The sequence below is a fragment of the Brevundimonas sp. UBA7838 genome, from assembly GCF_002500885.1.
Classification (GTDB): Bacteria; Pseudomonadota; Alphaproteobacteria; order Caulobacterales; family Caulobacteraceae; genus Brevundimonas; species Brevundimonas vesicularis_C.
The window spans coordinates 18381-31455 of record NZ_DLTK01000002.1; the positions used below are offsets into that span (position 1 = coordinate 18381).

Annotated in this window: 13 protein-coding genes and 1 pseudogene; 8 read left to right on the plus strand and 6 right to left on the minus strand. The window is 66.9% G+C overall.

The window, feature by feature from the left end; translation table 11 throughout:
• The first annotated feature begins 243 nt into the window (after positions 1–243).
• The gene (gene groES / locus B3T77_RS00135) at positions 244–531 is read left to right on the plus strand and encodes a co-chaperone GroES (protein WP_055808823.1); all 288 of its coding nucleotides are present in this window, start codon (positions 244–246) and stop codon (positions 529–531) included.
• A 53-nt stretch (positions 532–584) separates the two neighbouring features.
• Entirely contained in the window at positions 585–2231 is a 1647-nt protein-coding gene (groL, locus tag B3T77_RS00140) for a chaperonin GroEL (RefSeq protein WP_055754584.1), read from the plus strand.
• Positions 2232–2451: 220 nt separating this feature from the next.
• Here the strand turns inward: groL and B3T77_RS00145 are convergent, their stop codons facing one another.
• Positions 2452–3180 (minus strand): glycosyltransferase family 2 protein, encoded by a 729-nt coding sequence (locus B3T77_RS00145; protein ID WP_284878173.1) that lies wholly within the window; start codon positions 3178–3180, stop codon positions 2452–2454.
• 76 nt (positions 3181–3256) lie between these two features.
• On the opposite strand from B3T77_RS00145, the gene B3T77_RS00150 reads away from it, so the two are divergent.
• The 3 genes from B3T77_RS00150 (at position 3257) to B3T77_RS00160 (ending at position 6374) form a co-directional block, all read left to right on the plus strand.
• Positions 3257–4951, plus strand: coding sequence for an ArnT family glycosyltransferase (locus B3T77_RS00150; RefSeq protein ID WP_292075870.1), 1695 nt, complete (start codon positions 3257–3259; stop codon positions 4949–4951).
• Entirely contained in the window at positions 4951–5865 is a 915-nt protein-coding gene (locus B3T77_RS00155) for a hydroxymethylglutaryl-CoA lyase (RefSeq protein WP_292075872.1), read from the plus strand. Before B3T77_RS00150 ends, B3T77_RS00155 begins: the two co-directional genes overlap by 1 nt.
• An 83-nt stretch (positions 5866–5948) precedes the next feature.
• Entirely contained in the window at positions 5949–6374 is a 426-nt protein-coding gene (locus B3T77_RS00160; protein ID WP_165114268.1) for a hypothetical protein, read from the plus strand.
• Positions 6375–6599: 225 nt separating this feature from the next.
• On the opposite strand, the gene B3T77_RS00165 is transcribed toward B3T77_RS00160, so the two are convergent.
• From B3T77_RS00165 to trhA, 3 genes are all read right to left on the minus strand, one after another.
• Positions 6600–6953 carry a hypothetical protein gene (locus B3T77_RS00165; protein WP_055808834.1) on the minus strand — a complete coding sequence of 118 codons (354 nt, stop codon included), beginning with the start codon at positions 6951–6953 and terminating at the stop codon, positions 6600–6602.
• A complete protein-coding gene (gene phaR, locus B3T77_RS00170; protein WP_292075880.1) occupies positions 6950–7579 on the minus strand; it encodes a polyhydroxyalkanoate synthesis repressor PhaR in 630 nt (209 codons plus the stop codon). The genes B3T77_RS00165 and phaR overlap by 4 nt, the downstream gene beginning before the upstream one ends.
• A 91-nt stretch (positions 7580–7670) precedes the next feature.
• A complete protein-coding gene (trhA, locus tag B3T77_RS00175) occupies positions 7671–8384 on the minus strand; it encodes a PAQR family membrane homeostasis protein TrhA (protein ID WP_017505478.1) in 714 nt (237 codons plus the stop codon).
• A gap of 160 nt (positions 8385–8544) precedes the next feature.
• Between trhA and B3T77_RS00180 the strand changes: the two genes are divergently transcribed.
• Positions 8545–9720, plus strand: a complete 1176-nt coding sequence (locus B3T77_RS00180) for an acetyl-CoA C-acetyltransferase (protein WP_292075887.1) — start codon at positions 8545–8547, stop codon at positions 9718–9720.
• Positions 9721–9765: 45 nt separating this feature from the next.
• On the opposite strand, the gene B3T77_RS00185 is transcribed toward B3T77_RS00180, so the two are convergent.
• Positions 9766–11373: a M20/M25/M40 family metallo-hydrolase gene (locus B3T77_RS00185; RefSeq protein ID WP_292075890.1), complete on the minus strand. Its 1608-nt coding sequence runs from the start codon at positions 11371–11373 to the stop codon at positions 9766–9768.
• A 96-nt stretch (positions 11374–11469) separates the two neighbouring features.
• Entirely contained in the window at positions 11470–12435 is a 966-nt protein-coding gene (gene htpX, locus B3T77_RS00190) for a zinc metalloprotease HtpX (protein WP_292075892.1), read from the minus strand.
• An 86-nt stretch (positions 12436–12521) separates the two neighbouring features.
• Here htpX and B3T77_RS00195 point away from each other — a divergent pair, with 86 nt between their 5' ends.
• Positions 12522–12779, plus strand: a complete 258-nt coding sequence (locus B3T77_RS00195) for a DUF1674 domain-containing protein (protein ID WP_312184863.1) — start codon at positions 12522–12524, stop codon at positions 12777–12779.
• Between the two features lie 98 nt (positions 12780–12877).
• Positions 12878–13075: pseudogene (locus B3T77_RS00200) on the plus strand (hypothetical protein); the annotation flags it as partial.

A 13075-nucleotide genomic window follows, 5' to 3' on the forward strand; every position in this document is an offset into this window, starting at 1 on the left:
CGTTGAGGCCTTTCTATCGCTCCCAGTTTGAACGACCCCGGAGGCCGGCATTCATTTTCGGTTCATTTGTCACAGAGAATTCGCGCGGCGATCCATCGCCGCCGCTTGACGATGACCCTGCCTCTGCCTAACTCCCGCTCGCGTTAGCACTCTCGCTGGTCGGCTGCCAAAACGGCGACCGCGATAGCGCCGCACACCGTTTCAAAAACGCCCCGATCCGGGGGTTTTACAGGGAGAAGTCCGATGGCGTTCCGTCCGCTCGGCGACCGCGTGCTGGTCAAGCGCGTTGAAGAAGAATCCAAGACCAAGGGTGGCATCATCATCCCCGACACCGCCAAGGAAAAGCCGCAGGAAGGCGAAGTCGTCTCCGTCGGCCCTGGCGCCCGCGACGACACCGGCAAGGTCAATGCTCTGGAGCTGAAGGCCGGCGACCGCATCCTGTTCGGCAAATGGTCGGGCACGGAAGTGAAGATCGACGGCGAAGACCTGATCATCATGAAGGAATCCGACGTCCTGGGCGTGCTGTCCTAAGCACCCGACGTCAGACGTTCTTCAATCAATCCATATAGATAGGAGCTGCCCGCATGGCCGCTAAAATCGTACACTTCAACACCGACGCGCGCGACAAGATGCTGCGCGGCGTCAACGTGCTTGCCAACGCCGTCAAGGTGACGCTGGGTCCCAAGGGCCGCAACGTCGTGATCCAGAAGTCCTTCGGCGCTCCGCGCTCGACCAAGGACGGCGTGTCGGTCGCCAAAGAGATCGAGCTGGAAGACGCCTTCGAGAACATGGGCGCCCAGATGATCCGCGAAGTCGCTTCGAAAACGAACGACAAGGCGGGCGACGGCACCACCACCGCAACCGTTCTGGCTCAAGCCATCGTGCAAGAGGGCCTGAAGGCCGTCGCCGCCGGCATGAACCCGATGGATCTGAAGCGCGGCATCGACAAGGCTGTCGGCCTGGTGCTGGAAGAGATCAAGTCGAACTCCAAGCCGGTCTCCAACAACTCGGAAATCGCCCAGGTCGGCACCATCTCGGCCAACGGCGACTCGGAAATCGGTGAGCTGATCGCCCAAGCGATGGCCAAGGTCGGCAACGAGGGCGTCATCACCGTCGAGGAAGCCAAGACCGCCGACACCACCGTCGATGTCGTTGAAGGCATGCAGTTCGACCGCGGCTACCTGTCGCCTTACTTCATCACCAACGCCGACAAGATGGAGGCCCAACTCGAAGAGCCGCTCATCCTGCTGTTCGAGAAGAAGCTGACCTCGCTGCAAGCCATGCTGCCGATCCTGGAAGCCGTGGTGCAGTCGGGCCGTCCGCTGCTGATCATCGCCGAGGACATCGAGGGCGAAGCCCTGGCGACCCTGGTCGTCAACAAGCTGCGTGGCGGCCTGCGCGTCGCCGCCGTCAAGGCTCCGGGCTTCGGCGATCGCCGCAAGGCCATGCTGGAAGACATCGCCATCCTGACGGGCGGCCAGGTCATCTCGGAAGACCTGGGCATCAAGCTTGAGAGCGTCACCATCGACATGCTCGGCAAGGCCAAGAAGGTCACCATCACCAAGGACGACACCACCATCGTCGAAGGCGTCGGCGGCAAGGACGAGATCGAAGCCCGCGTGGCCCAGATCAAGCGCCAGATCGAAGACACCACCTCCGACTACGACAAGGAAAAGCTGCAGGAACGTCTGGCCAAGCTGGCCGGCGGCGTCGCGGTTCTCCGCGTCGGCGGTTCGACCGAAGTCGAAGTGAAGGAAAAGAAGGACCGCGTCGACGACGCCCTGAACGCCACGCGCGCCGCGGCTGACGAAGGCATCGTTCCGGGCGGCGGCATTGCTCTGCTGAAGGCCTCCAAGATCCTGGCCGACGTCAAGGGTGACAACGCCGACCAGAACGCCGGCATCGCGATCATCCGTCGCGCCCTGCAGGCTCCGATCCGTCAGATCGCCGAAAACTCCGGCGTCGAAGGCTCGATCGTGGTCGGCAAGGTGCTGGAAAACGGCGACGCTTCGTTCGGCTTCAACGCCCAGACCGAAGAGTACGGCGACCTGGTGCAGATGGGCGTCATCGACCCTGCCAAGGTCGTCCGCACGGCCCTGCAAGACGCCGCTTCGGTGGCCGGCATCCTGATCACGACGGAAGCCGCCGTCGCCGACGCCCCCAAGAAGTCGGGCGGCGCCTCGGCCCCCGACATGGGCGGCATGGGCGGCATGGGCGGCATGGACTTCTAAGTCCAAGCTGACCGACGCTGAAATGCAGAAGGGCGGGACCGCAAGGTCCCGCCCTTTTTGTTTGCGTATCCTCGCTGCGAAGTAGGAGGGGGACCGCGCGTAGCGTGGTGGAGGCTCTTGAAGTCCCGACGGCGATCTGCTGCACGCAGAGATAACCCCTCCGTCACGACGCCAAGAGGCGTCGCGCCACCTCCCCACGAGGTGGGGAGGAGACAGCGTTCTAGAACTCCGAAATCGCGCCCGGCTTACGGGACCGCGTCTTCAGCCACATGACGCCCAGAAGGTCCGAGACCGAGGCGCGCAGGCGGCCCCAGTTGGTGTATTTCGACCGACCGACCTCGCGGTGGCGGTGGTCCACGTCGAGATACTGGTTCTTGAACCCTTCGCGGATCATCAGGGCCGGCAGGTAGCGGTGGATGTGATCGAAGTAGGGCAGGCGCAGGAAGACGTCGCGGCGGAAGGCCTTCAGCCCGCAGCCGGTGTCGTCGGCGTCGTCACCCAGCAGTTTGCGGCGGATGCGGTTGGCCCAGATCGAGGCCTGGCGTTTGGCCTCGGTGTCCTGACGCTTGGCGCGACGGCCGCCGACCAAGCCCACGTCGCCGGGGGCGGACAGAAGCGCATCGACCAGGCGAGGCGCATCGGCGGGCGGGTTCTGGCCATCGCCGTCCATCGTCACCACGACCGGCGCGCGCGCGGCCAGGACGCCGGTTCGAACCGCCCGGCTCTGGCCCGCATTGGTTCCGTGGGCCAACACACGAAGCGCCGGCAGTTCGGCCATGGCGGCCTTCAACTCGGCCAGGGTCGCGTCCTTTGACGCATCGTCCACGAAGATCATCTCGTACGAACGGCCGGCGAAGGCGGCGGCGATCTCGCGCGCCAGAGGCACGGCGGCGCCCGCCTCGTCATGGACGGGAACGACGACGGAGATTTCGGGCGTTTCGGGGGTCATCGGCGCTCCATAGAGGATAACTGAAGCTTAGGGGAGACGGCTGACGCAGGCGTAGTCGCCGTGTAAGGAGTCTGAAATGAAGACTTTCGATCTGGATGGCCGCATCGCCGGCTGGCGCGGGCCGATTCTCGCGGCCCTGCTGACGTTGATCGCCGGCCTGCCGGGCCTGCTGCTGCTGCCGCCGCTGGATCGCGACGAGAGCCGGTTCGCCCAGGCCACGTCCCAGATGCTGGAAAGCGGGGACTATGTCGATATCCGCTATCAGGACGAGCCGCGCTGGAAGAAGCCGGTCGGCATCTACTGGATGCAGGCGGTCGCCGTGGGCCTGACCTCGGATGTCGAGGACCGCGAAATCGCGCCCTATCGCATCCCGTCCCTGCTGGGCGCCATGCTGGCGGCCTGGGCCGTGGCCTGGGCGGGCTCGGCCATGCTGGGCGGCCGGGTCGGCTTCTTCGGCGGGGCCATCATGGGGGCGACCTTCCTGCTGTCGACCGAGGCGGGGATCGCCAAGACCGACGCCATGCTGTGTGGGGCGACGACCCTGGCCATGGCGGCGCTGGCGCGCATCTATATGGCGACGAAGGCGGGCGAACGACCGATCCGGCCGCACAAGCTGCTGTTCTGGATCGGGATCGGGCTGTCGATCCTGATCAAGGGACCGATCGGGTTCCTGGTCGTGGCCCTGGCGATCATCGCCCTGTCCATCTGGGATCGGAACATCAAATGGCTGTATCGCCTCGGCTGGGGGTGGGGTCTGCCGCTGGTCGCCCTGATGGTCGGACCGTGGGCCATCGCCATCACCATCGCCACCGACGGCGGCTTCTGGCGCGAGGCCATCGGCGGGGACCTGGCGCCCAAGATCGCCGGGGCGCACGAAAGCCATTCGGGCTTCCCCGGCATGTATCTGCTGCTGGCGCCCCTGCTGTTCTTCCCTTCGACCCTCTTGTTGCCCGCCGCCGTCTCGACGGGGTGGAGCCGACGCGCCGAGCCGGCGATCCGGTTCCTGGTCTGCTGGCTGGTCCCGGGCTGGCTGATGTTCGAATTGGCCCCGACCAAGCTGTGGCACTACACCCTGCCGACCTTTGGGGCGCTGGCCCTGCTGGCCGCCGCTGCCCTGGCCCAGCCCATCGGGAAGGTCTCGCGCATCACCGGTGCGGTGCTGGGCGCCTTCGCGGCCCTGCTGATCATCGGCATCACTGTCTATGGGCTGACGGTCTATGGCACCTCGACGGCCCAGACCTGGGCGGCGCTGACGGTGGTCATGGCGCTGGCGGCGGGGGCGATGGGGGGCTTCCTGCTGCTGAACCGCGCGCCGGTCGCAGCGCTGGTCGCTTCGCTGGCCTTCGGGATCGTGGCGCACGCGGCCCTGTCGGGCACGATCCGCCAACTACGACCCCTGGCCATCGCGCCCCAGCTTGAAAAGGCGCTGGAGGCGGCGGACCTGCACCCGCGTCAGGGCCGCACGCCGGGGCCGGTGGCGATCACCGGCTTCCATGAACCCAGCTTCGTCTTCCTGACCGGGCGCGACACCGACCTGACCGACGCCCAAGGCGCGGCTGAGGCCCTGGCCGAGGGGCGGCCCGCCATCGTCGAGGGACGCGACGCCGACGCCTTCCGTGCGGCGGCGGCGCGTCTGGGCGTGTCCGGTCGCGCGATCGGGACGGTCAACGGCTACAACTATTCGGCGGGCGATCCGGTCAGCCTGACCGTCTATGCGCCGCCGCCCCGAAACGGGAACGGTAACGGGTACGCCGCAGCGGGAGCCGAGTGATGGGCCGCTTCATCCAGATCGTCGAAGTCGGGCCGCGTGACGGGCTGCAGAACGAAAAGGCGGTGCTTGAGCCCGCCGTCCGCGCCGATCTGGTGCGACGTCTGGAGCAGGCGGGGGCGAAACGGATCGAGGCCGTCTCCTTCGTCCATCCCAAATATGTGCCGCAGATGGCGGGCGCCGAAGAGGTCATGACCGCCCTGCCGCATGAGGCGGGTCGCAGCCGCATCGGCCTCGTGTTGAATGGCAAGGGCTATGACCGGGCGCTGGCGACCGGGGTGGACGAGGTCAATGTCTCGGTCGCCGCCACCGACGGCTTCGGCCTGAAGAACCAGGGCCTGGCGGTGAAGGATCAACTGGCCATGCTGGGCGAGATCGTCGCCCGCCGCCACAACGCCGAGGCCAGCGAGGGCGCGCCGTCGCTGTCGGCCATGATCTCCTGCGTCTGGGGCTGTCCGTTCGACGGCGAGGTGTCGGTCGATCAGGTCGCGGACATGGTCGGCGCCATCGCCGATATGGGCGTCGGCGAGGTCGGGCTGGCTGACACCATCGGCGCGGGCGATCCCTGGGCGGTGACGAAAAAGGTCGAGGCGGCCAGGGCGGCCGCGCCGAATGCGACCCTGCGCCTGCACTTCCACGACACACGCAACACCGGCCTGGCCAACGCCTATGCCGGCGTCGAGGCCGGGATTGACGTGCTGGACGCCTCGGTCGGGGGGATCGGCGGCTGCCCGTTCGCGCCGGGCGCCACGGGAAACATCGCCACCGAGGACCTGGTCTATATGCTGGCGCGGGGCGGGTTCGAAACTGGCTACGACCTGGACGCCCTGATCGCGACGGCGCGCTGGATCGGCGAGGCCATCGGCCGGCCGGCGCCGTCTGCGCTCAGCCGGGCAGGTGGATTTCCCAGGGCTTGAACCTTTGTGGCGGCGTTTCGAAAACGGCGCTAAATCAGGGTGAACAGGCGTAGCCGTTGGACCGGCTGCGAAGAGGACCGTCCATGCTGCTCGCCATTCCGCTGCTGCTGATCCCGGTGGTGCTCTACAATATCGTGGTGCTGTTCGGCGCGCCGAGCGAGGCGGGGATGGTGCAGGCGGACGTGCTGCTGCGCGACCCGCTGTTTTCCGTCACCATGACCTCGGGCGCGCAATGGACGATCGGATCCGGCGACCTGATCCTGTTTCTCGGCCTGATCCTGCTGTTCTTCGAGCTGGTGAAGTCCACCTCCAGCCAGCGGATTGCCATCATCAATCACGCCCTGTCGATGATCCTGTTCATCGGCGTGCTGGTGGAGTTCCTGCTGCTGCCGGGCTTTGCGACCTCGACCTTCTTCTTGATCGTGATCATGATCCTGCTGGACGTGCTGGCCGGCTTCATCGTGACCATCATCGCGTCGCGCAAGGATTTCGATTTCGGCGGGGCATGAGCCGAACGGCCTCAAGTCGCGCAAAGCGCGGTAGGCCCTAACAAACATGCGCTCAAGCAGCGCGAAGCGCGGTAGCGCTTACGAAAATGCCGTGAAGATCAGGGCGACGACAACGACGTCGAAGGCTTTGGCGGCGAGGGCGAAGACGGCGGGCATGGGCGGGTCCGGCTGAGAGCGTTCTGCCTTGCTCCCGAGCAAACCCCGTGCCGCCCGAGCGGCGTCAGCTCAGATGTCGGTCTTGGCGGTCTTGCCTGTCTTCGGACGACGCTCGGCCGCGCCGGAATATTCGGCTCCAAGGTAGGCGGAGCGGGCTGCATCCAGCACCGGCGGGCCTCCGCGCAGGCCGCGTTTCTGCCCGCTCTGGCCCATCTGCTGGGCCACGAAGGCGGCGGCGCCAGGCTCGGGCGTCGGCAGGACGGCAGCTCTTGCCGGGGTTGGTTGCGGCTCGACGATCTCAGGCGCATCGACGGGGACCAGGGCGCGCGAGGCGGATCGGGCACGCCGCTCGCGCTCGCGGCGTTCGCCTTCGCGGCGATCCACCCTGTCCGGTCCGCCGACGGCCTGGATCCGGTCGGTCATTTGCTCTTGCCGCCCGCCAGTTTCTCGATCTGACGGCGCATCTCGTCCATCTGGCGACGCATTTCGTCCAGGGCGTCCGGCGCCTCGGGCGGCGGGGCCGGCTCGGCCTTGTCATCCGAGGCGGCGGGCGTCGGCTCCGCGCGGGGATAGGTGAAGGCCGGGAACATCTGCATGGCGCGCTCGAACATCGCCATATTGGCGCGCGCGGCGTCCTCCATCAGGGTCGCGCCTGCGCCGGTTCCGAAGGCGCGGCCCATCTGACTGGCGAACTGCTCCTGCTGGCGACCGAAGTTGGCCAACGACATCTCCAGATAGGAGGGCAGGACGCCCTGCATCTGACCGCCGTAGAAGCCGATCAGCTGGCGCAGGAACTGAACCGGCAGCAAGGCCTCGCCCCGGCTTTCTTCCTCGAAGATGATCTGGGTCAGGATTTGGCGGGTCAGGTCGTGGTTGGTCTTGGCGTCATAGACGACAAACTCGGTCCCCTCGCGCACCATGGTCGCAAGGTCTTCCAGCGTCACATAGGCGCTGGTCCGCGTGTTGTAGAGCCTGCGGTTCGCATACTTCTTGATGACGACCTGAGCGCTGTCGCCGGTCTTTCCACCCTTGGTCTTTTCGTCAGCCACGCTTGTTCTCGCGATGTTGCAACGCGTCACTATCCTCCGTTGCGACGCGATGCGCCAGAGGGGGAGAAAAGCGCCGGGACCGGACGGTCGTTCAGTGGCTCATGGCCGGGGCCAGCACGACGCCGACCAGAACCGCCGTCCAGTGGACCGTGGCGCCGGTGACGACGAAGCCGTGCCAGATGGCGCGGCGGAACTTCACGCGCGGGCTGATGAAGACAAAGACGCCGGCGGTATAGATCAGGCCGCCGATGACCAGCAGGGCCAAGGCGATCGGATGCACCGTCTCGACCATCGGCTTCAGCGCCGCGACCGCCAGCCAGCCGAAGACGACATAGACGCCGCTCCAGAACTTGTCCGAGATGCGCGGCGCGAACAGCTTCACCCCGGCGCCGAGGAAGGCCAGGGTCCAGATCAGGGTGGTGAAACCGATGGCCCACAGACCCTCGAACCGTTGGGTGGTGAAGGGGGTGTAGCTGCCGGCGATCATCAGGAAGATCGCCGCCTCGTCCAGTCGCCGCAGCACCGGCCGCGCGGCGCAGGGGTTGGTCCAGTTGTAGATTGTCGAGGCCGTCAGCATGCCGACGAGGCACAGGGCGTAGATGGCTGTGGCCATCACGCCGCCGATCCCCGCATAGACCCCGGCCAGACCAGCCAGGATGATGCCGCCGACCGCCGCCAGCATCAGGCCGACGACGTGGACCCACAGATCCGCCAGCTTTTCCGCGCGCGTCGGATAGTGCTCGATCATGTCCAGCTCGTCCGGCGTGCAGACGTGGGTGACAAGACGTTTCAGCGTGCGCAGCATGGACCTTCCAATCCGTCGATCGCCTCTATCGTTCCCCGACAATGCGCCGACAGGGTGACGATTGGCTGAATCGCGCCCTGTCCATGTCGTCGCAGGTGACGAACGCGCTGCGATGCGGCAAAACGGTCACGCCGAGTTATTCTCCAAAGAGTGAAATCCCATGACCGACGTCGTCATCGTTTCCGCCGCGCGCACCCCGGTCGGCTCCTTCCTGGGCGCCCTGTCGTCGCTTCCGGCGTCCAAGCTGGGCGAGATCGCCATCAAGGCGGCGCTGGAGCGGGCCGGTGTCTCCGGCGACGAGGTCGATGAGGTGATCCTGGGTCATGTGCTGCAGGGCGCGGCGGGTCAGGGGCCTGCACGCCAGGCCGCCGTCGGCGCGGGCGTTCGAAAGGAAGCCGCGGCCTGGAGCCTGAACCAGATCTGCGGCTCGGGCCTGCGCGCCGTCGCCATCGCCGCCCAGCAGATCGCTCTGGGCGACGCCAGGATCGTGGTCGCCGGCGGACAGGAGAGCATGAGCCAGGCGCCGCACGCCCAGCAGCTGCGCAACGGACACAAGATGGGCGACGTCGCCCTGGTCGACACCATGGTCAAGGACGGCCTGTGGGACGCCTTCAACGGCTATCACATGGGTCAGACGGCCGAGAACATCGCCGAAAAATGGTCTATCAGCCGCGAGGCGCAGGACGAATTCGGGCTGGCCAGCCAGCACAAGGCCGAGGCGGCCCAGAACGCCGGCAAGTTCGATGACGAGATCACGCCGGTCGTCATCCCCGGCCGCAAGGGCGATGTGACGGTCGACAAGGACGAATATATCCGCCACGGCGCGACGCTGGAGCTGATGCAGAAGCTGAAACCCGCCTTCACCAAGGACGGCAGCGTCACCGCCGCCAACGCCTCGGGTCTGAACGACGGCGCTGCTGCTTTGGTGCTGATGAGCGCCGACGAGGCCAAGGCGCGCGGGCTGGAGCCGCTGGCGCGCATCGCCTCCTACGCCACCGCCGGCGTCGATCCGTCGATCATGGGGACCGGCCCGATCCCGGCGTCCAAGAAGGCGCTCGAGAAGGCGGGCTGGAGCGTCGCCGATCTGGATCTGGTCGAGTCCAACGAGGCCTTCGCCGCTCAGAGCCTGTGCGTGGTCAAGGAGCTGGGTCTCGACCCGGCCAAGGTCAACGTCAACGGCGGCGCCATCGCCATCGGCCACCCCATCGGCGCCTCGGGCGCGCGCATCCTGACGACGCTTCTGTTCGAGATGAAGCGCTCGGGCGCGAAAAAGGGTCTGGCGACGCTGTGCATCGGCGGCGGCATGGGCGTGGCCATGTGCGTCGAGCGCGCGTGATCCGATAAGAAGAAAAGGGGCGAGGTTTTCCTCGCCCCTCAACTCTTAATCCGCCGCCGGATATTCGAACGGATCGCTCGGCGTGGGTTGGGTCGGCAGCGGCATGCGCGGCAGGGGCTCGTCGCGGTTGGCGGCGTTCAGCAGGAAGCTGGCCAAGATGACGGCCGCCTGACGCAGGTCTTCAGCCTTCAGGTGGTCGTAGCTGTCGATGCTGGTGTGGTGCAGGCGGCTGGAATAGTCGAGCGGGTCCTGGATGAACTGATATCCCGGCACGCCCACGGTCTGCATATAGACATGGTCGGTGCCGCCTGAGTTGCGCAACGAGACGGTCGTTGCGCCCATGCTGGCGAAGGGCGCCAGCCATTCCTGGAAGATCGGGGCGGCGGCGACATTGCCCTCGGCGTTGATGCCGCGGATCCTGCCCGAGCCGTTGTCCAGATTGAAATAGGCGACCAGATCGCGATAGCCGGCGCGCGGCTCGATCGGCCAGCGGCTGCGCCAGGTGCGGTTGTCCGGCAGGCCCGCCAGCGCCGGGTCGTTCGACGGCGCGCGCGTCGCCAGATGCCGGTCAACATAGGCCAGCGAGCCCAGGATGCCTTGCTCCTCGCCGTTCCACAGGGCGAAACGAATGGTGCGTTTGGGCTCGACGTTGAGCGCCTTCAGGATGCGGGCGGCCTCCATGACCACCGCGCTGCCGGCGGCGTTGTCGACCGCGCCGTCCGAGGCGACCCAGCTGTCCAGGTGGGCGCCGGCCATGACGTATTCGGTTCCGCGCGCTGTGCCGGGGATGTCGGCCAGGATGTTGTAGGCGTTGACGTCCTCGTCGTGGAAGCGGACCTCGCTCATCAGCTCCAGCGTCGGCGGCGCGTCGGTCAGGGCGAGGCGCGCCAGACGGCGATAATCCTCGGCCGCCAGCTCCATCCCCGCCAGCTTGGGCGTCGCGCCGACCTGATAGGTGTAGCCCGTGCCGTGCAGCAGGCCGCCGTCACGCTGGGAAATCCGCACCCAGGCCAAGGCGCCTTGTTCAGCCAGGAAGGCGTCCAGCTGATTGGCGAAGTTGACGGTCTTCAGCGAGCGTTCGATGGCGGCCGGCGAATGTTGAGGCTGATTATAGGTGTTGCGCTCGGCCAGTTCGGCGCTGGTCCAGCGGCGGAAGGCCGGCTCGGTCGGCTCCGATCCCGTGCCCGGCTGGGACAGCATGACGATCTTGCCCGACAGCTTACCGCGCCACTTGTCGAAATCCTCGACCTTGGAGATCGGGGCCACGATCACGCCGCCGCTGATGACGCCATTGGTCGAGGGCGTCCAGGCCACCGGGATGGCGCGCAGATCCAGCGGGCGCGGCGCGGTCATGCGGGCGCTGGAGCGGACGATGGACCAGCCCCGGCCGAACTCGAACCCTTCGGCGCGCACGTCGGACAAGCCGTAGTCGCGGAACTGCTGCTGCGCCCAGCGTTCGGCCTCGCGCATCTGGGGCGAGTTGGTCATCCGCCCGCCGATCCGGTCGGTCAGATAGGCGGCGGTCTGCATCACCTGGCTGTGGTTCAGCCCCTGGTCGATGATGCCGTTGACGGCGACGCGGTCCACCGACTGGGCAGCGACCGGCGTGGCGAGAAGAGCGGCGGCGGAGACGAAGGCGAGCAGACGCGACATGGATTTCCCCAAGAAAGCCCGATGGCTGAACAGGGGCGCATCTGAGGTGATCCGGTCGCGGAGTGCAAACCGCAAACGGTGTTCAGGCCGCGACGATCAGCCCCAGGGACCGCGCGGTTCCGTCGGGGTGGTGGGGACGCCGGTGGTCGTGAAACCGGCGGCCGGTCGCGGCTGGGTCAGGTCCGGCGTTCGAGCGCGCGGCTGCATGCCCATCTTCGCGCCCAGCTCCATCAAGGCCCGGACGCGGTTTCCCGTCGCCGGATGGGTCGAGAACAGATTGTCCGCGCCACGGCCCGCCAGCGGATTGATGATGAACATCTGACCCGATGCCGGATTGCGCTCGGCCGTCTGATTGGTGATCCGCCGGGCGTAGGCGTCGATCTTCTGCAGAGCCGAAGCCAGGGCCTGGGGATCGCCGGCGATCTCGGCGCCGACGCGGTCGGCCTCATATTCGCGGCCGCGGCTGATGGCCATCTGCACCAGACCGGCGGCCATGGGCGCCAGCAGCATGAGGGCGATCGTGCCGATAACGCCGCCCGGCCGCTCGCGGTCGTTGCCGCCGAAGAACAGGGCGAAGTTGGCGAGCGCGGCGATGGCGCCGGCGATGGTCGCCGTCACCGTCATGATCAGGGTGTCGCGGTTCTTCACATGGGCCAGCTCGTGCGCCATCACTCCGCGCACCTCCTCGCGCGTCAGCATGTCCAGGAGGCCGGTGGTGGCGCAGACGGCGGCGTTCTCGGGGTTTCGGCCCGTGGCGAAGGCGTTGGGCTGATCATTGGGAATGATGGCGACCTGCGGCTGGGGCAGGCCGGCGTCGCGGGCCATCTGACGCACGTCGGCGACGTAGTTCCTGACCACGGCGTTGGGGTGCTGCTCGTCGACCGGCTGGGCCCGGTACATCTTCAGCACGATCTTGTCGGCGTTCCAGTAGCTGAACAGGTTCATCCCGCCCGCGAACAGCAGGGCGATCGCCATGCCGGTCGCGCCGCCGATCATATAGCCGACCCCTGCGAACAGGGCCGTCATCGCCGCCAACAGAATGAAGGTCTTCAGATGGTTCATCACGGTTCCATTCCCGATCCGTCTGGCGTCCCGGGCTTGAACCTCTATTTGAGAGAAGGCGCATCAAGCCTCAAGGGAGCCGCCCTGTGACCGAACATCCCACCCTCGCGCCGAATGACGCCGACGAAACGCCGGTTGCGACGCCTGTCTTCAACGCCGACGTGCCCCACGCCACGCCTGAACGACCGCTCAGCGAGGCCGCACGGCGCGCGCTTCAGGAAGCGGCGGATCGTCGCGCGGCGGAATCGACGGTTCAGACGGACACGGAATACGGCGGTCCGACCGGACCCGAACCGACCCGTTTCGGCGACTGGGAAAAGAAGGGGTTGGCGGTCGATTTCTGACCCGCCGAACCTGCTGCGACGGGCGCCAAGGTTAACCACGCCTTAAGAAACAGGCGCCGGACTTGCCAGTGTCGGGACAACTCAGAGGAGTCTGTCCCGTGACGATACAGTCGATACTTACCGCCGCGTCGGCGGCTCTGCTGCTCTCCGCAGCGCCCGCTCTGGCCGGTGGTCCCGGTCACGGGGGTTATGGCGGCGGCCATCCCGGCGGCGGCTGCGGCGGGGGATGCGGCGGCGGCGGTCACTATGGCGGCGGCAACTACAACGCCAACCACAACGTCAATGTGAACGTGAAC

Coding starts and splice junctions, on each gene's coding strand:
- groL (WP_055754584.1), top strand. CDS start 585: ATGGCCGCTAAAATCGTACACTTCAACACCGACGCGCGCGACAAGATG.
- B3T77_RS00165 (WP_055808834.1), bottom strand. CDS start 6,953: ATGACCGACCGGATCCAGGCCGTCGGCGGACCGGACAGGGTGGATCGC.
- B3T77_RS00180 (WP_292075887.1), top strand. CDS start 8,545: ATGACCGACGTCGTCATCGTTTCCGCCGCGCGCACCCCGGTCGGCTCC.
- trhA (WP_017505478.1), bottom strand. CDS start 8,384: ATGCTGCGCACGCTGAAACGTCTTGTCACCCACGTCTGCACGCCGGAC.
- B3T77_RS00155 (WP_292075872.1), top strand. CDS start 4,951: ATGGGCCGCTTCATCCAGATCGTCGAAGTCGGGCCGCGTGACGGGCTG.
- B3T77_RS00150 (WP_292075870.1), top strand. CDS start 3,257: ATGAAGACTTTCGATCTGGATGGCCGCATCGCCGGCTGGCGCGGGCCG.
- B3T77_RS00185 (WP_292075890.1), bottom strand. CDS start 11,373: ATGTCGCGTCTGCTCGCCTTCGTCTCCGCCGCCGCTCTTCTCGCCACG.
- B3T77_RS00160 (WP_165114268.1), top strand. CDS start 5,949: ATGCTGCTCGCCATTCCGCTGCTGCTGATCCCGGTGGTGCTCTACAAT.
- htpX (WP_292075892.1), bottom strand. CDS start 12,435: ATGAACCATCTGAAGACCTTCATTCTGTTGGCGGCGATGACGGCCCTG.
- groES (WP_055808823.1), top strand. CDS start 244: ATGGCGTTCCGTCCGCTCGGCGACCGCGTGCTGGTCAAGCGCGTTGAA.
- B3T77_RS00145 (WP_284878173.1), bottom strand. CDS start 3,180: ATGACCCCCGAAACGCCCGAAATCTCCGTCGTCGTTCCCGTCCATGAC.